Genomic DNA, 15609 nt, shown 5'->3' with positions numbered 1-15609 from the left:
AAAAGTTTCGCACGCATTGCCGGAGGCCCGCATGACCGACACAAAAGCCACGCCGCAAAAGGATAAGCCCTGGCTGTTTCGGACCTATGCCGGGCATTCGACGGCGCGCGCGTCGAACGCGCTCTACCGCAACAACCTGTCCAAGGGGCAGACAGGCTTGTCTGTCGCCTTCGATCTGCCCACGCAGACGGGCTATGACAGCGACCACGAATTGTCGAAGGGCGAGGTCGGCAAGGTCGGCGTGCCGGTCAGCCATCTGGGCGATATGCGGCTTTTGTTCGACGCGATCCCGCTGGAGCAGATGAACACCTCGATGACCATCAACGCGACGGCGCCATGGTTGCTGGCGCTGTATATCGCGGTGGCCGAAGAGCAGGGCGCGGATGTGTCCAAGCTGAGCGGCACGGTGCAGAATGACCTGATCAAGGAATACCTGTCGCGCGGAACGTATATCTGCCCGCCCGAACCGTCGATGCGGATGATCACCGATGTCGCGGCCTATACGCGCGAACACCTACCCAAATGGAACCCGATGAACGTGTGTTCTTACCACCTGCAAGAGGCGGGGGCCACGCCACAGCAGGAACTTGCCTTTGCGCTGGCGACCGCCTGCGCGGTGCTGGATGACCTGAAAACCAAGGTTCCGGCAGAACATTTCCCGCAGATGGTGGGGCGCATTTCGTTCTTTGTGAACGCAGGTATCCGCTTCGTGACCGAGATGTGCAAGATGCGCGCCTTCGTGGACCTGTGGGATGAGATATGCCGCGACCGCTACGGCATAGACGACCCGAAATACCGCCGGTTCCGGTATGGGGTGCAGGTGAACAGCCTTGGCCTGACCGAACAGCAACCGGAAAATAACGTCTACCGCATTCTGATCGAAGCGCTGGCGGTGACACTGTCGAAAAAGGCCCGTTGCCGCGCGTTGCAACTGCCCGCGTGGAACGAGGCGCTGGGCCTGCCGCGCCCGTGGGATCAGCAATGGTCGCTGCGCTTGCAACAGGTTCTGGCCTATGAAACCGACCTGTTGGAATATGACGATCTGTTCGACAACAACCCTGCGATTGACCGCAAGGTGGCCGAACTGGCCCAAGGCGCGCGCGAGGAATTGGCCCGCATCGACGAGATGGGCGGCGCGGTCAAAGCCATCGAGTATATGAAATCGCGTCTGGTCGAGGCGAATGCAGAGCGCATTGCCGGTATTGAAACCGGTGAAACCGTCGTGGTCGGGGTGAACAAGTTCACCACAACCGAACCATCGCCCCTGACCACCGGCGAGGACGCGATCATGGTGTCCGACCCAGAGGCAGAGGCCGACCAGATCGGTCGCCTGAACGACTGGCGCGCCACCCGCGACGAGGCGGCGGTCAAGGCGGCGCTGGCAGACCTGCGCGCCGCCGCGCGCGACGGGCGCAACGTGATGGCCCCGTCGATTGCGGCGGCGAAAGCGGGTGCCACGACCGGCGAATGGGGCGAAACCGTGCGCGCGGCCTTTGGCCTTTATCGCGGCCCGACGGGGGTAGCGCGCGCGCCGTCCAACCGTACCGAGGGGCTGGAGGATGTGCGCGAAGCCGTCGATGCCGTCAGCACCAAGCTGGGCCGCAAGCTGAAATTCGTGGTCGGCAAGCCGGGGCTGGACGGGCATTCCAACGGGGCCGAACAGATCGCGGCGCGTGCCCGCGACTGCGGGATGGAAATTGCCTATGAGGGTATTCGCCTGACACCTGCCGAAATCGTCGCCGCCGTGCGCGACGAGGACGCGCATGTCGTTGGCCTGTCGATCCTGTCGGGCAGCCATATGCCGCTTATGGCTGACCTGATGGCGCAGTTGCGCGCAGAGGGTCTGGCGCATGTGCCGGTCATTGTCGGCGGGATCATCCCCGAAGATGACGCCGCCCGCCTGCGTGCCATGGGTGTGGCGCAGGTCTACACCCCCAAGGATTTCAAACTGAACCAGATCATGATGGATATCGTCGCGCTGGTCGACCAGACACCGGTCGCGGCAGAGTAACCCCTTGCCCTGCCTGCAAGGGCGGGGCAACTATGGCCCCGACAGGCAGGGGGCATCTATGAAACTGGTCAGCTTCAACATCAACGGCATCAAGGCGCGTGGTCCCGCGCTGACCCGCTGGCTGGATGCGTTTCAGCCCGATGTGCTGGTGATGCAGGAAATCAAATCGGTGGATGACGGCTTCCCGCGCGAGATATTCGAAGATCGCGGCTACCAACTGGAAACCCACGGTCAAAAGGGCTTTAACGGGGTCGCGATTGCCAGCAAGCTTCCGCTGTCGGATGTAACCCGCGGGCTGCCCGGAAATGATGACGATGCGCAGGCCCGGTATATTGAAGCCACCGTGAAGGGTGCAGCGCATGACCTGCGGGTTTGCGGTTTGTATCTGCCCAATGGCAACCCGGTGGAATTGGACGATGCGGGCGAACCCGTGCCGGGCGGCAAATACGCCTATAAGCTGGCATGGATGGACCGGCTGCGCGCGCGGGCCGAAGCGCTTCTGACGGATGAGACCCCGTTTGTCATGCTGGGTGATTACAATATCATCCCGCAGCCAGAGGATGCCGCGCGCCCCAAAGCGTGGGAGCATGACGCGCTCTACCGCCTGCCCTCGCGCGCGGCGTTCCGGCGGCTGGTCAATCTTGGCCTGACAGATGCACTGCGCGCCCGCATGCAGGCCCCCGAAAGCTATACCTTCTGGGATTATCAGGCGGGTGCGTGGGACCGCAATGACGGCATTCGCATCGACCATATCCTGCTCTGCCCCTATGCCGCCGACTGGTTGCAGGATTGCGGCATAGACCGCGCGGTGCGGGGGGAAGAGAAGCCGTCGGACCATGTGCCGATCTGGGCCGAGATGGCGGTCTAATCGGGCGCGGGCGGCACCAATCACACCACTTCCCGCATTGGTCACGAGAGCGTTACAAACCGGCGCTACCCCTTTGGCAAACAATATGACGCCCGAGGGATATTCAATGCTGAACCGCCCGCTGACCTCTATTTCGGTAATTGCCATCTGCGCCGCGTTCGGCGCACCTGTTGTCGCACAGCAGACCTGCACCCCAGCCGCGCCAAGCGACGGTGATGTGATTGCGTGCGCCGGCACCGGGATCGGTATTGTCGATGACGGTCTGGATGACGCGACGCTCACCGTTCAGACCGGTGCGGTCATCACCGGCGCGGATCAGGCCTTTGAATTCGACGACGACAACAATTTCACCAATTTCGGCACTCTGACCGGGCAGAATGACCACGGCGTGCAAGGCGATAACGGCAATACCGTCATAAACCACGGCACCATCACGGGCCTTGATGGCGATGGCGTCAATATCGACAATGATGGAGTTGTCGAGAATTACGGCACGATCCGGGGCACGGATGATGGCGTCCAGCTGGAAGACAACGCGACGGTCATCAACCATGCGACCGGCGAGATCTACGCCGATGATGAAGGTGTCAACATCAACACTGATGATGCGACCCTGACGAATGCAGGCCTGATCGAAGCCGGTGACGATGCGGTAAATGCCGCACGCAATGCGACGATCACCAATAGCGGCATCATTCGGTCCATCGGCGGGGATCAGGATGGCATTGACCTAGACAGTGGCACAATCGTCAATTCCGGCACGATCCTCGCTGTCGGCACGCAAGACGCGATCGACTTTGACCCGTCGTCTGACGCCTCGACCATAACCAATAGCGGGCTGATCGAAGGAAATATCGGTATCAACACGGACCCCGCCGATACGGGCGCACAGACCGTGTTCAATTCCGGCACCATTACCGGGCGCGGTGGCCTTGCACTGGACCTTGGCGCAGGCGACGACTCGCTTGAAATCGCAGGCGGCACCATCAACGGTGCGGTCGAGCTGGGCGCGGGCACCGATAGCTTGATCGTCAGCGAGGTGAATACAGGCGTGGTGCAGTTCCTCAGCGATCCGGAAATCCTCGATTTCCGTATCGACAGCGTGTTGTACGACGGCGGGGCGCTGGTCATGTTGGACCCCGCGCTGATCGGGCAAGTTGATCTTTTGAGCGCCGAATTAGGCTACTCGATGGGGATGAGTGCCTTGTCAGCGTCTGGCGGCACCGGCTCTTGGCTGGCCAATGGCGTGTCCGGCGGCTCTGACCTGAAAACAGGACAGATCGCAGGCGGCCATGATTTCGGGTCGGTTGGCGTGTTTGCGGTCTATTCCGGCGGCGATGTCGATGGCGGGGGGCAGCCTTTTCAACGACAACTCGCCGTCGGGCTGCGCAGCGGGTATGACCTGTCCGAGAGCACACGGTTGGACATGGCGGCATATCTTGGCATGACCCGTCTGGACATGGGAACGATGATCGGCGCCGAAGCGGATGGCCAGTTGGTCGGCTTGACAGCGAGGTTGAAGCATCACGGCGAAACGGGTTTGCGGCTGACGGCGCAAGCGGGTGTGACCGCTTATCGGTTCAGTAGCGTTGGCGCGGCCGCGCTGGCCGGTGCGACGATTGGCAGCCGCAACATCGTGACGGGGTTTGTCGATCTGGAACTGGGCCAACGCATACAAATGGGCGCTACCACGGTCACGCCCTATGTGGGCCTGACCGGGATTGCCGCAAGCGGCGGTGACGTGACCATGACGCTGGGGGCCGCATCTGCAAGCTTTGCCCCCTCTGGCAAAAGCAGCGTCGGGTATCTGCGCGTGGGCGCGGATTTCGAATTCGGCAGCTCAAACCCATGGGTATTGCGCACCGAATTGCGCCTGGACGATTCCGGCGCGGCCTCTGCATCTGTCGGGGGCGCGCTGCGCTTCTGACCCTAGGCCTTGCTATAGCGACCTGACCGCGATGCAGGCTAGACCCTGCGTCGCACGCCGCCACCGCGTCCTACCATAGCCAGCATCACCGCGGCGCGCAGCCTCAGAAATTCCGCGTCGCCCCTAGGCTGACTTTGATGTTGTCATAGTTGCGCATCGGCACATTGCTCTTGTTGTGCTCTAGGCCCATTTGCAGCACAGGCGCAAAGCCATAAACCGAATAGTCGCGGTGCATGAGGGTCGCGGTGAGTTGCGCACTCCAGTCGCGTTGGGGCCCGTGTTGCGCCAAAAGCGGGTTCGCTTCGGCAAAACGGGTATGTCCAAGGCTTGCTTCCAACCCTGTCACCAGCCCGCCGCCAAAGCTGTATTCCGTGCCCGCACTCAGAACCGCGTCGGTACGGCGGTGGAACAACGCCTGCGTGTGATGGTGCGACAGGCTGAGCGAACCTGTCAGCTTCATCTGCGGCGACAATATGTGCTGCAATCCCAGCGATAGCGTGGCCCGCGGCCCGTTAAACTGCGGCGCGCCGACAAAGCGCAATTCGTCGTAATTGGCAGAGATGGACATCTGCGTCCTGCGCCCGAAACGACGTTGGAACGCGCCGTAGATGCCCGCACCTTTCATGATCAGCCCGTCGCGTCCGGCTGCGCCCTGCACGGTTACACCAAGGCCGAATTGTTGCCCGTGATCGCCAAAATGGACAAAGCCGAACTCGCCCCGCAGATGGCCACGTGCAAAGCTGCTGTCTTTGAACATCTGCCCGGTCGCTACGACATGCGCGCGCGCATGCAGGTCTTGTCGCAAGCGCGGCAGCCATGTCGCGCCAAGCGCCAGTTCGATCCCGACTGCACGTTCCACTGGTGGCAACGGCAGCAGCAAAACACCTCCGATATCCACGAATGGCTGGCCCGAGCGTTGCCACGGGTTGGTTTGCGGCACCACGGCGATCCGCGCCTGCCCGCGCCAGCTTTTGCGGGTGTCCATGGCGGTCAGGTAGTCTTGCACAGCCTTGATCTCGCCAAGGCTCAATTCGCCCGCGAGCGCGTATTCGAAATGATACCGTGCCCGCTCGTCATCTTCGATCAGATAAAGCGCGCGGGCCAGTTCCAGCCGGAACCGCGCTACGGCCGGGAAATTCGTGACCAGCCGTTCAAGGATGGGCAGCGCTGCGCGTGGCGCGCCCGTGCGCATGTGTTCAAGCGCACGCCGCCAGGTTGCGCGGACCTGCTGGTCCGGCGCATCCGCCGCAATCTGCATCGCGCGCGACTGCGGTTGCTCTGGTGCCTGCGCGTGGACGGCCACACCGCCCAACACCAGCGCAAGGCCAGAGGCCCGCAACATCTGTCTTACCTTGGTCAAATTCTGCTCAATCTGCCATGCGCTCTAGCGGCGCTTTTATGCCAAGATGCGAGAGATTAACCGTGAAGTCAATCTGTTGGCCCTGAATGGCCCTGCCTTAACGAGTTTTGAACCCTTTGGATGCCAGCCTTGTTGCTGTTGTGGCACAGGAGGGTGACAATGGTTCGCAGGTTCGAGCGCGTGCGCAGCACCGCAATGGTTGGGATTATTCATGACGGTCGGCGCAACACGGCCTACTTGCGCGATTTCTCGGCAGATGGCGTCTGTCTGGACGGTGTGCGGCAGGTTATGGCCGGGGATCGCCTGCGCTTGCACTGCAAGGGCGCCGTCATCACCGCCGAGGTGCGCTGGGTGCGCGGCCCACGCGCGGGCTTATGCTTTGTGCCGGATTGCCCGCCGTCAGAGAAAGCGCGCTTTCTGTCCGCCGTGTCGCGGGGGCTGAAACCGGCCAGTGCCGCGCGCATCTACGGGTTTTCCGAAATGGCCTGAGCGGGGAGTTCCGCTTGCAGGACCGCCCCTTCAAGTTGCCTGACTTGGGCACACATGCCGCGTCTTAGTGCATCGGCAAACTGCCCCAACCGGGTATTGCGGCGGTCGTCGGCATGGCGGATCAGATAAAACGCGCGGGTCAGGCTGAACGCCTTGACCAGCACGCGCTGCAATTCCGGCGCATGTGGCAGTGCGAAATCATGAACCACGCCCAGACCCCCGCCTTGACGCAAAAGGTTCAGTTGCACCGGAACCGAATTCGAGGTCATTTGCGCTGCGGGCAGGTCCAAACGCGCAAGATAGTCCAACTCGCTGTCAAAGATCATGTCTGGAATATACCCAACCAGTTGATGCCCACGCAGATCCGCGACGCGGGTGATCGGGTCGTGACGGTCCAGATAGTCGCGCGCGGCTGCGAAGTGCAGATGATACTCGGTGATTTTCTGCACGCTCAATCGCCCGGCCTGCGGCGCAGACACGCCTATGGCCATATCCGCTTCGCGCCGCGACAGGTTGAACACGCGCGGCAATGCCACGATCTGGACCTCCAACGCGGGATGTTCGGCGCAGATATTCGCGATGACCTGCGGCAGCAGGTAGTTGGCGCAGCCATCGGGCGCGCCCAGCCGGATTTGACCGCTCAGTCCGCTCCCGCTGTCGCTTGGCGTCTCTGCCGCGCGCAGATGCGCTTGCGCGGCTTCGACATGTGGCAAAAGGCGCAAGCCGTCCTCGGTCAGTGCATAGCCCTGATGCGAGCGCTGGAACAGGCGTTGGCCCAGCCGCGCTTCCAACCGGGCAATACGGCGGCCGACTGTCGCCGGGTCCATCTTCAAAACCTGCCCCGCGCGGCCAAGGCTGGCCGCCCGTGCAAGCGTCAGGAAAACGCGCATATCATCCCAGTCCATCACGACCCAACCCTTGCAAAAATGCAATGCCCCTTTGCCATATTGCGTCTTCCCAAGGCGAAAACGCAAGGCTACCGTGCAGCCAAACGGAAATGGAGGGCGATATGGAAGACCTATCTCATTGGATTGACGGCAAGCGCGTGGCGGGCCAGTCGGGACGCTTTGCTGATGTCTACAACCCTGCCACGGGCGAGGTTCAGGCCCGCGTGCCGCTGGCCAGTAAGGCCGAGCTGGACGATGCCGTCGCGCGCGCCGCAAAAGCGCAGATCGCATGGGGGGCCACCAACCCGCAAAAACGTGCCCGTGTGATGATGGCCGCCGTGGGCCTGATCAACCGGGATATGGACAAGCTGGCCGAGAAACTGTCATCCGAGCATGGCAAGACCTTTGTCGACGCCAAGGGCGATGTGCAGCGCGGGCTGGAAGTGATCGAATATTGCATCGGTGCGCCGCAACTGCTGAAGGGCGAATACACCGACAGCGCCGGCCCGGGCATAGACATGTATTCGATGAAACAGCCTTTGGGCGTGGTCGCGGGCATCACACCGTTCAACTTTCCCGCCATGATCCCCTTGTGGAAAATGGGGCCCGCGCTGGCCTGCGGCAACGCGATGATCCTGAAACCGTCCGAACGTGACCCTAGCGTGCCGCTGATGCTGGCCGAGATTTTCAAGGAAGCGGGGCTGCCCGACGGCGTGTTGCAAGTGGTGAACGGCGACAAGGACGCGGTGGACGCGATCTTGGACAACGACACCGTGCAGGCCGTGGGCTTTGTCGGGTCCACCCCCATCGCGCATTACATCTACTCGCGTGGTTGTGCGAATGGCAAGCGCGTGCAGTGCTTTGGCGGCGCGAAGAACCACATGATCATCATGCCCGACGCTGATCTGGACCAGGCCGCCGACGCGCTGATCGGCGCGGGCTACGGCGCGGCGGGCGAACGGTGCATGGCAATTTCGGTCGCTGTGCCCGTGGGCGACGGCACGGCAGACGCCCTGCGCGAACGCCTTGTGCCCAAGATCGAGGCGCTGAAGGTCGGCCCTTGGACGGCAGGCGATGATGTCGATTATGGCCCCGTCGTGACGGCGGCGGCGAAAGAGAACATCGAGCGGCTGGTGCAGACAGGCATTGACCAAGGGGCCGAACTGGCCGTCGACGGGCGAGATTTCAAACTGCAAGGTTATGAAAACGGCTTTTTCGTCGGGCCGCATCTGTTCGACCACGTGACGACCGACATGGACATCTACCGGCAGGAAATATTCGGCCCGGTCCTGTCGATGGTGCGCGCCAAGACCTATGACGAGGCGATTGGCATGGCCATGGACCACGAATACGGCAACGGCACCGCGATCTTCACCCGCGACGGCGATACGGCGCGCGATTTCGCGCACCGTATCAATATCGGGATGGTCGGAATCAACGTGCCGATCCCGGTGCCGCTGGCCTATCACACGTTTGGCGGCTGGAAAAAATCCGGGTTCGGCGATCTGAACCAGCACGGGCCGGATGCGTTCAAGTTCTACACGCGCACCAAGACCGTGACCTCGCGTTGGCCGTCGGGCATCAAGGAAGGGGCGGCGTTCAACTTCAAGGCGATGGACTGACGGACAGGGCGGGGGGGTTTGCACCCCCCGCACCCCCCGCAGGATATTTGGGCAAGGATGAAAGGATCAGTCGTGCTGCCCGTCGCGGATGGCATTGGCGTAGCCGTGGTTATGGTCACGATGGGCGGCCTCGTCGGCGCGCACGGCGATGATCAACTCGCGCAGGCGGGCATCGGGCGCAAGCTTCCAATAGTCGATCGCCAGTTGCGGGGCGGGGACGTTCTCGACACTACCCGCATCAACCTGTTCCAGATACTGCGTGTAGCTGATGACGGCCTCTTCCTCTAGATACCCCACGACACGATGCGCGGTCTTGGGTGCGACAAGGTAGAGCAGAAAATACAGGTTGAAGAACACGCCCTGCGCCAGCAGGATAATTGCACGTTCCAGCCAAGTTGGCTGCGCGATCTTGATAAAGGCCATCAGATGCATGCGCTCGTTTTCCGCTTCGTCCAGAAGCTCGCGAATCCAGCCCTGATCGTCGCGGATGCGGCGGATCGCCTTGAGATGTTGCAGCATGCCGCCCACCATGCCGGGCACGGCGGCCACGGTTTCCAGCACCACGGCGCGGTGGCCGTAGCGCTTGGCAAAGAACGCATCGGCGAAAAGCCGCATGAATTTGACCACTCGGAGCGCAACACGGTCGGACGCGTCGCGTGGGGCGTGGTGTTGAGTAAGGTTGAGGTCTTTGTTCTGGTCAAAATCGAACATGTGATACTCCTTTTTAAACAAGAAATGGGAGTGGCCACAGAGTGGGCAAGAGGATGCGACGCCATGCCCCATATGGCCGCAGGGGCGACGGGATGACCGATTTGCATATCCGCCGCGAAGGTCGCGCGGGCCGCATAACACTGGATCGGCCGCAGGCGCTGAACGCGCTGAGCTACGAGATGTGCCGCGAGATTGACGCCGCCCTGCGGCGCTGGGCCAGCGACGATGCCGTGGCCCTGGTCATCATGGATGCGACCGGCGACAAGGCGTTCTGCGCGGGCGGTGATCTGGCAGAGATGTATGCCACGGGGCGCGCGGGCGATCACGGGTATGGTCGCCGCTTCTGGGCAGATGAATACCGGATGAATGCGCGGATTGCCGAGTATGTGAAACCCGTGGTGACCCTGATGCAGGGGTTTACGCTGGGCGGCGGTGTCGGGTTGGGATGCCATGCAAGCCACCGTATTCTGTGCGAAACAAGCTGTATTGCCATGCCAGAATGCGCCGTGGGAATCGTTCCGGATGTCGGCGGGTCGCGCCTGCTGGCGCGGGCGCCAGGACGTGCGGGGGCCTATCTGGCACTGACAGGCGCGCGGATGGGGCCGGGATGTGCCATCTGGGCTGGTTTCGCGGATTGCTTTGTGCCACGGGCGGACTGGGCAGATTTGGTCGCCGGGCTTGTGACAACCGGCGATCTGTCCTGCCTCCCCAAGCACCCGGCGCCGGAAAGCTCATTGGCGGCGCGGGCCGGGGCAATTGACCGGCTGTTCCGCGACCACACTGGCGCCGCGATTTGCGCAGCCCTCGATACCGATGGCAGTGATTTCGCGAAAGAGGCGCAAGCGGGCATCGCGCGAGGCTCGCCGCTTGCGCAGGCCTGCGCGTTGGAGAGTTTGCGCCGCCTTGGGCCTGCACCGGATATCCAAACGGCGTTGGAGATGGAATACCGCTTCACCTATCGCGCAACAGAGGCCTCTGATTTTCTGGAAGGCATTCGTGCAGCGATCATCGACAAGGACCGGGCCCCGCGCTGGAAACACGCAAGCCTTGCAGAGGTGACACAGGCAGACGTGGCGGCGATGCTGGCCCCGCTGGGGGCGCGGACATTGACATTCGACGGAGCAGAGGGAGAGAGGCTATGAAGATCGGGTTTATCGGCTTGGGCAATATGGGCGCGCCCATGGCGGCCAACCTGGCGCAGGCGGGGCATAAAGTGGCGGGGTTCGACCTGACAGCTTCCTGTCCCGAGGGCGTGACCGCTGCACAGAGCGCAGAGGCGGCGGTGGCAGGCGCGGATGTGGTCCTGACCATGTTGCCCAATGGCGCGATCCTGCGCGAGGTCGCGGGCACGATCATTCCGGCCATGGCTGCGGGTGCGGTACTTTGCGACTGCTCTACCGTGGATGTCGAGAGCGCCCGTGCGGTGGCCGAACAGGCCGAAGCCGCGGGCCTTGGCGCGTTGGATGCGCCGGTATCGGGGGGCGTGGGCGGCGCGGGCGCGGGCACACTGACCTTTATGGTCGGCGGCTCCGATGCCGCTTTTGCCACGGTGCAGCCCTTGTTTGCGATCATGGGCCAGAAAGCGGTGCATTGTGGTAGCGCAGGGGCAGGGCAGGCCGCCAAGATCTGCAACAACATGATCCTTGGCGCGACGATGGCGGTCACATGCGAAGCTTTTGCACTGGCCGACAAACTGGGGCTGGACCGTGCGCGGATGTTCGACGTGGTTAGCACATCCTCTGGGTATAGCTGGTCGATGAATGCTTACTGCCCCGCGCCGGGCATTGGCCCGCAAAGCCCGTCCGACAATGACTATAGACCGGGGTTCGCGGCAGAGTTGATGCTGAAGGACCTGCGCCTGTCGCAAATTGCTGCCGAAGCCGTGGATGCCGATACACCGATGGGCGCGCGAGCCTTGGCGCTGTACACCGCGTTTGTAGAGGATGAGGACGGGCGCGGGCGGGACTTTTCAGCGTTGTTGCCTCGGTTTTCATCGCGCGGGCGTGGCTGATGGCATGGGCGGGTGCGCTGCTGCCGGGGCTGGACGCGGACATTGCTGCGCGGCTGGACGCGCTGCCCTGCATGGAGGTGCCGACCGGTCGGTCCCTGTTTCGCGCCGGCGACAGCGCACAGGGCTTTGCCATGGTGCTTGACGGACGGGTAGAGGTGACGCTGACCGCCGCCTCTGGCCGGGAAATTCTGCTATACGCGATAGAACCCGGACAAAGCTGCATCCAGACCACCTTGGCGTTGATGGGGGATGTGGCCTATACCGGCGACGCGACGACGGTTACGCCAGCGCGGATCGTGATGATTCCGGCGGCGGAATTCGCACGGCTGATGGACGGCTCTGCCATTTTCAGGGCCTTTGTTTTCAGGGCTTTTGCCGCGCGTATGGCAGAGTTGACATCGTTGCTGGAAACCGTCGCCTTCACCCGGATAGAGGCGCGCTTGGCGCGTGCATTGCTGGATCTGGCCACTGATGCACAGGTGCACGCAACCCATGCCGAGCTTGCCGCACGCATCGGCAGTGCCCGCGAGGTGGTGTCGCGACAGTTGGAGCGATGGGCAACCCAAAAGCTGATCGCCACACAGCGCGGGCAGATCACAATTCTGGATCGCGCCGGGCTTGCGCGCATTGCCTGAGTGACGATGTCACAGACAGGATACGCCTGCGCTGTATGTTGGGGTCATCAAATCAAGAAAGGAGCCATCACCATGCTGGCAAAAAACGTAGGCGGGATTGACCGTATTCTTCGAATCGTCGTGGGCGCGGCGCTGATCCTTGGATTCTTTTTGAACATGGGAGCCGCCTATAGCTGGTTGTATCTGATTGGGATCGTGCCGCTGGCGACCGGTCTTATGCAGTCCTGCCCGGTTTATTCGATATTCGGGATGAACACCTGTTCCCTGAAGAAGTAAGATTTCGGCCGTTCGTGCGGCCGTGATTTTCTTGGAAGTTTGGGCGCAGATTGGGCTTGCAGCCAATCTGCGCCTTGTCTAAAAAGCCGCTCACGGTTGGGGTGTAGCCAAGCGGTAAGGCATCGGTTTTTGGTACCGTGTATCGTAGGTTCGAATCCTACCACCCCAGCCAGTTCGTTTCAGGCCAGACTTGAAACAGCAGATTGCTCCCACGCCTCTCTGAAATGCCCCAGATTCTGCCCCTCCCGGGTGGACCGGGTAGGGACCTTTAATGTTGGGCTGAGACGCGGTCACAGGATCCAGAAGTCGACGCCATTGGCCGAGTAGTCCCAGTCATCGCGTTTATTGTCCGCCTTTGAGCCCAGCGTCAGATGTTCCGGGTTAATACAGCGCCTGTTGTGACACCGATGCCGGACCACCTCATCCATCGCAGCCGGTGTCTTGCTGCCCGCGCACAGGGGTTCCGGGACCGGGACCACTACTGGCAGACATTGGCTGACTACGTGATCACCAAGCGACTAACATGACCCCTGGTCCTCCGGCGTGGCTTCGGCTGCGTCGGGGGTAACCTTCTATGTCTTTTTTTGGCCATGTTTCAGCCCTGTCGTAATCAGGTCATCTCAGGTTGGTTTTCGGAAAATGACGATGCGCCGAGGGCGCTTGGCTTCGAACGTCAGGATCGCCTCCTTCGTCAGTGTTGAGTTGACCGAAACGAGATCAACCAACCCTTCAAGCGTAACTCCAAAGGGATCCAGCGCATTTACTGCACCCGGCTCGTGGCGGCTGGTGTGCTCTAACGCCATAATTCCACCCGGAGCAACACACGAAGACCAGGCCTTGAAAAGCTTTTCCGGATCAAAGCTGTGATCCCAGCTGTTTGAATAAAGGATGTCGAAAGCATTGATCCATTCGTCCTTTAGGTCGTGAAAGTCCCACTGGATCGTATCTGGGAATTGGGTAGCGGTTTCCGAAATTTCTGTGCCGATCACGTCTACTCCGGGAATTGCCCCTTTGAAAAATCCCTGCTCAGCGGCGTTGCGCGTGCCGTGGCATAGAACCCTACGCACGACACCGCTACTGCGTGCATGATCGGCAATGCCGTGGATCACCTCTTCCAGCACAAAGACAGAGTTGAGTTTCCGCTTGTTCCCGGCCTCTTGTACTCTCCGATAGGCTTCATAGTCGAACTGGCCATCTTTTTCGTAGGAAACCAACTTGTACCCCGAAAACGACTGGACCTTCACGTCACCTATCGTCTGCCTGTAAATATCTTGCTCGACCCTGCGAGAAAAAAGTTTCTTTATCTTTTCCAGTATACTCCGAGTCCTGCAGAAGCAATTCGCCGACGCCATCCTTGCATTCATGCGTGAGACCATCCCGCAGGAATGGAAGAAATTCCGCGACAAGGTGTCAGATAACTTCCGCGTCATAACACACGAGAACTTTCGGGTTTTGGAGTAGAAGAAGTATAGCTTCATTTGTTTTTTCCCAAGTTTATCGTTCGGTCTGACGACCGCCTATCGTTGGCAGAAAAGTGGCGCTTGTTCCCGGACGGTCGAGACTGCCGTGGACATGTCTAGCATCGGATCATTGCCAGCGCCCAAGGTAAATTCAGTTACACGTGCATCCAGGGGGATCAAGTGCTGGCATCTCGAACAGGCCCTTCATTCTCTGCACTGCCTAAAACACGGCAACTCGGACCGAGGAACTCTGATTTGCGATATGAGATAGGATGCCCGTCAGGACAGGCGCGCGCATTATTTGACCACTCACCCCCTAGCACCCTCCGGCGGCAACGCTGGGGGACTTTCTTTCCCTTTGCTTTTTTCAGAGGAGCACCAGGAGGCCACAGGTCGGTGATGGGCATGGCTTCCCCCGTCTAACCGCCCAGCGTCTGCCTGTGGGTCTCTCTAGGGCGAGGGTGAGGCTCGCGGGAAAGTCTGGCTTCGCGGCCAAACTGGTCGAACGACTCTGAAATCGCCCCAAGAACTGCCCCAGTTGCCAAGGCCAGAGGAGAAAACTGTTAAGGTTCATCAGCAGTCAAGGGCTCCTACCACCCCAGCCAATATTACCCACAAAACTGACTTCATGACGGATAGCGGCATCGGTCGGCATGACGGTGTGTTGCTGACTAAGCCAGCGCGGTTGCTTTGTGGTGGCAATTTGGCATGATGCGGGCTTTGTTTCAGGAGCCATGTGCATCATGTGGGAAGAGCGTTTCGCAACGCCGGATTATGTCTTCGGCACCGACCCCGCGGCAGCCTTACGCGATCATGCTGACTGGTTGGTGCAAGGACAAAAGGCCTTGGCCGTCGCAGATGGAGAGGGGCGCAATTCTGTCTTCATGGCCGAGTGCGGATTGTCCGTGACCGCGGCCGATTACGCACCCTCGGGCTTGCGCAAGGCCAAGACGCTGGCGGAATCGCGCGGTGTTGAGGTCGATTTCGTGCAGGCTGATTTGCTGGCCGACTGGCCGAGCGAGTGGGCCGGTGCGTTCGATCTGGTTGCCGGTATTTTTATTCAATTCACCGGGCCGGATGCCCGGACGGCGATGTTTGAACGCATGGCCGCCAGCCTGCGCCCCGGCGGCGTGCTGTTCCTGCATGGCTACCGCCCCGAACAGCTGGCCTATGGCACGGGCGGGCCGCGGGCGGTCGAAAACCTGTATACCGAGGACATGCTACGCGCGGCGTTTCCAGGCTGGCAGGTAGAGCTCTGCCGCGCCTATGACCGCGATATCCGCGAAGGTGCAGGCCACGCGGGCATGTCCGCCCTGATAGACTTCATTGCGCGCAAACCTGAATAGCAGGTT

At 61.2% G+C, this 15609-nt stretch carries 15 protein-coding genes and 1 tRNA gene; 11 read left to right on the top strand and 5 right to left on the bottom strand.

The window, feature by feature from the left end:
* The first annotated feature begins 31 nt into the window (after positions 1 to 31).
* From ROE7235_RS11010 to ROE7235_RS11000, 3 genes are all read left to right on the top strand, one after another.
* Complete coding sequence (locus tag ROE7235_RS11010) at positions 32 to 2011, top strand: ethylmalonyl-CoA mutase (RefSeq protein ID WP_121095576.1); 1980 nt, start codon at positions 32 to 34, stop codon at positions 2009 to 2011.
* Positions 2012 to 2069: 58 nt separating this feature from the next.
* The gene (xth, locus tag ROE7235_RS11005; protein WP_121095574.1) at positions 2070 to 2879 is read left to right on the top strand and encodes an exodeoxyribonuclease III; all 810 of its coding nucleotides are present in this window, start codon (positions 2070 to 2072) and stop codon (positions 2877 to 2879) included.
* 106 nt (positions 2880 to 2985) lie between these two features.
* Entirely contained in the window at positions 2986 to 4806 is a 1821-nt protein-coding gene (locus ROE7235_RS11000; RefSeq protein WP_121095572.1) for an autotransporter outer membrane beta-barrel domain-containing protein, read from the top strand.
* A gap of 103 nt (positions 4807 to 4909) precedes the next feature.
* On the opposite strand, the gene ROE7235_RS10995 is transcribed toward ROE7235_RS11000, so the two are convergent.
* The gene (locus tag ROE7235_RS10995; protein ID WP_147434202.1) at positions 4910 to 6166 is read right to left on the bottom strand and encodes a surface lipoprotein assembly modifier; all 1257 of its coding nucleotides are present in this window, start codon (positions 6164 to 6166) and stop codon (positions 4910 to 4912) included.
* 159 nt (positions 6167 to 6325) lie between these two features.
* Here ROE7235_RS10995 and ROE7235_RS10990 point away from each other — a divergent pair, with 159 nt between their 5' ends.
* On the top strand, positions 6326 to 6655 hold the full coding sequence (locus ROE7235_RS10990) for a PilZ domain-containing protein (RefSeq protein WP_183073477.1): 330 nt from the start codon (positions 6326 to 6328) through the stop codon (positions 6653 to 6655).
* Here ROE7235_RS10990 and ROE7235_RS10985 read toward each other — a convergent pair.
* On the bottom strand, positions 6631 to 7560 hold the full coding sequence (locus ROE7235_RS10985) for a LysR family transcriptional regulator (RefSeq protein ID WP_121095625.1): 930 nt from the start codon (positions 7558 to 7560) through the stop codon (positions 6631 to 6633). The genes ROE7235_RS10990 and ROE7235_RS10985 overlap by 25 nt on opposite strands.
* 104 nt (positions 7561 to 7664) lie before the next feature.
* Between ROE7235_RS10985 and ROE7235_RS10980 the strand changes: the two genes are divergently transcribed.
* Complete coding sequence (locus tag ROE7235_RS10980) at positions 7665 to 9164, top strand: CoA-acylating methylmalonate-semialdehyde dehydrogenase (RefSeq protein ID WP_121095623.1); 1500 nt, start codon at positions 7665 to 7667, stop codon at positions 9162 to 9164.
* Between the two features lie 66 nt (positions 9165 to 9230).
* Here ROE7235_RS10980 and ROE7235_RS10975 read toward each other — a convergent pair whose 3' ends face one another.
* Positions 9231 to 9875 (bottom strand): alternative oxidase, encoded by a 645-nt coding sequence (locus ROE7235_RS10975; RefSeq protein WP_121095566.1) that lies wholly within the window; start codon positions 9873 to 9875, stop codon positions 9231 to 9233.
* Positions 9876 to 9967: 92 nt separating this feature from the next.
* On the opposite strand from ROE7235_RS10975, the gene ROE7235_RS10970 reads away from it, so the two are divergent.
* The 5 genes from ROE7235_RS10970 to ROE7235_RS10950 all read left to right on the top strand — a co-directional run bounded on the left by ROE7235_RS10970 (position 9968) and on the right by ROE7235_RS10950 (position 12969).
* Positions 9968 to 11017, top strand: a complete 1050-nt coding sequence (locus ROE7235_RS10970) for an enoyl-CoA hydratase/isomerase family protein (protein ID WP_121095564.1) — start codon at positions 9968 to 9970, stop codon at positions 11015 to 11017.
* Positions 11014 to 11886, top strand: a complete 873-nt coding sequence (gene mmsB, locus ROE7235_RS10965; RefSeq protein WP_121095562.1) for a 3-hydroxyisobutyrate dehydrogenase — start codon at positions 11014 to 11016, stop codon at positions 11884 to 11886. The genes ROE7235_RS10970 and mmsB overlap by 4 nt, the downstream gene beginning before the upstream one ends.
* Positions 11886 to 12521 carry a Crp/Fnr family transcriptional regulator gene (locus ROE7235_RS10960; RefSeq protein WP_121095560.1) on the top strand — a complete coding sequence of 212 codons (636 nt, stop codon included), beginning with the start codon at positions 11886 to 11888 and terminating at the stop codon, positions 12519 to 12521. The genes mmsB and ROE7235_RS10960 overlap by 1 nt, the downstream gene beginning before the upstream one ends.
* Before the next feature lie 72 nt (positions 12522 to 12593).
* Positions 12594 to 12797 (top strand): YgaP family membrane protein, encoded by a 204-nt coding sequence (locus tag ROE7235_RS10955; protein ID WP_121095558.1) that lies wholly within the window; start codon positions 12594 to 12596, stop codon positions 12795 to 12797.
* Between the two features lie 97 nt (positions 12798 to 12894).
* A tRNA-Gln gene (locus ROE7235_RS10950) sits at positions 12895 to 12969 on the top strand.
* A gap of 118 nt (positions 12970 to 13087) precedes the next feature.
* Here ROE7235_RS10950 and ROE7235_RS20940 read toward each other — a convergent pair.
* Both ROE7235_RS20940 and ROE7235_RS10940 read right to left on the bottom strand, forming a co-directional pair.
* Positions 13088 to 13225 carry an HNH endonuclease gene (locus tag ROE7235_RS20940; protein WP_121095621.1) on the bottom strand — a complete coding sequence of 46 codons (138 nt, stop codon included), beginning with the start codon at positions 13223 to 13225 and terminating at the stop codon, positions 13088 to 13090.
* Positions 13226 to 13417: 192 nt separating this feature from the next.
* Entirely contained in the window at positions 13418 to 14041 is a 624-nt protein-coding gene (locus tag ROE7235_RS10940) for a class I SAM-dependent methyltransferase (protein ID WP_121095556.1), read from the bottom strand.
* A gap of 959 nt (positions 14042 to 15000) precedes the next feature.
* Here ROE7235_RS10940 and ROE7235_RS10930 point away from each other — a divergent pair.
* Positions 15001 to 15603, top strand: coding sequence for an SAM-dependent methyltransferase (locus ROE7235_RS10930; protein WP_121095619.1), 603 nt, complete (start codon positions 15001 to 15003; stop codon positions 15601 to 15603).
* The last annotated feature ends 6 nt before the right edge of the window (positions 15604 to 15609 follow it).

Source organism: Roseinatronobacter ekhonensis (genome assembly GCF_900499075.1).
In the GTDB taxonomy this organism is placed as follows: Bacteria; Pseudomonadota; Alphaproteobacteria; order Rhodobacterales; family Rhodobacteraceae; genus Roseinatronobacter; species Roseinatronobacter ekhonensis.
This window is presented reverse-complemented; position numbering and strand designations above follow the sequence as displayed.

Bases quoted from the DNA above. Each gene is read 5' to 3' on its own strand.
- ROE7235_RS10985 (WP_121095625.1), bottom strand. From the start codon at position 7,560: ATGGACTGGGATGATATGCGCGTTTTCCTGACGCTTGCACGGGCGGCC.
- ROE7235_RS10970 (WP_121095564.1), top strand. From the start codon at position 9,968: ATGACCGATTTGCATATCCGCCGCGAAGGTCGCGCGGGCCGCATAACA.
- xth (WP_121095574.1), top strand. From the start codon at position 2,070: ATGAAACTGGTCAGCTTCAACATCAACGGCATCAAGGCGCGTGGTCCC.
- ROE7235_RS10990 (WP_183073477.1), top strand. From the start codon at position 6,326: ATGGTTCGCAGGTTCGAGCGCGTGCGCAGCACCGCAATGGTTGGGATT.
- ROE7235_RS11000 (WP_121095572.1), top strand. From the start codon at position 2,986: ATGCTGAACCGCCCGCTGACCTCTATTTCGGTAATTGCCATCTGCGCC.
- ROE7235_RS10975 (WP_121095566.1), bottom strand. From the start codon at position 9,875: ATGTTCGATTTTGACCAGAACAAAGACCTCAACCTTACTCAACACCAC.
- ROE7235_RS11010 (WP_121095576.1), top strand. From the start codon at position 32: ATGACCGACACAAAAGCCACGCCGCAAAAGGATAAGCCCTGGCTGTTT.
- ROE7235_RS10960 (WP_121095560.1), top strand. From the start codon at position 11,886: ATGGCATGGGCGGGTGCGCTGCTGCCGGGGCTGGACGCGGACATTGCT.
- ROE7235_RS10955 (WP_121095558.1), top strand. From the start codon at position 12,594: ATGCTGGCAAAAAACGTAGGCGGGATTGACCGTATTCTTCGAATCGTC.
- mmsB (WP_121095562.1), top strand. From the start codon at position 11,014: ATGAAGATCGGGTTTATCGGCTTGGGCAATATGGGCGCGCCCATGGCG.
- ROE7235_RS20940 (WP_121095621.1), bottom strand. From the start codon at position 13,225: ATGGATGAGGTGGTCCGGCATCGGTGTCACAACAGGCGCTGTATTAAC.
- ROE7235_RS10930 (WP_121095619.1), top strand. From the start codon at position 15,001: ATGTGGGAAGAGCGTTTCGCAACGCCGGATTATGTCTTCGGCACCGAC.
- ROE7235_RS10980 (WP_121095623.1), top strand. From the start codon at position 7,665: ATGGAAGACCTATCTCATTGGATTGACGGCAAGCGCGTGGCGGGCCAG.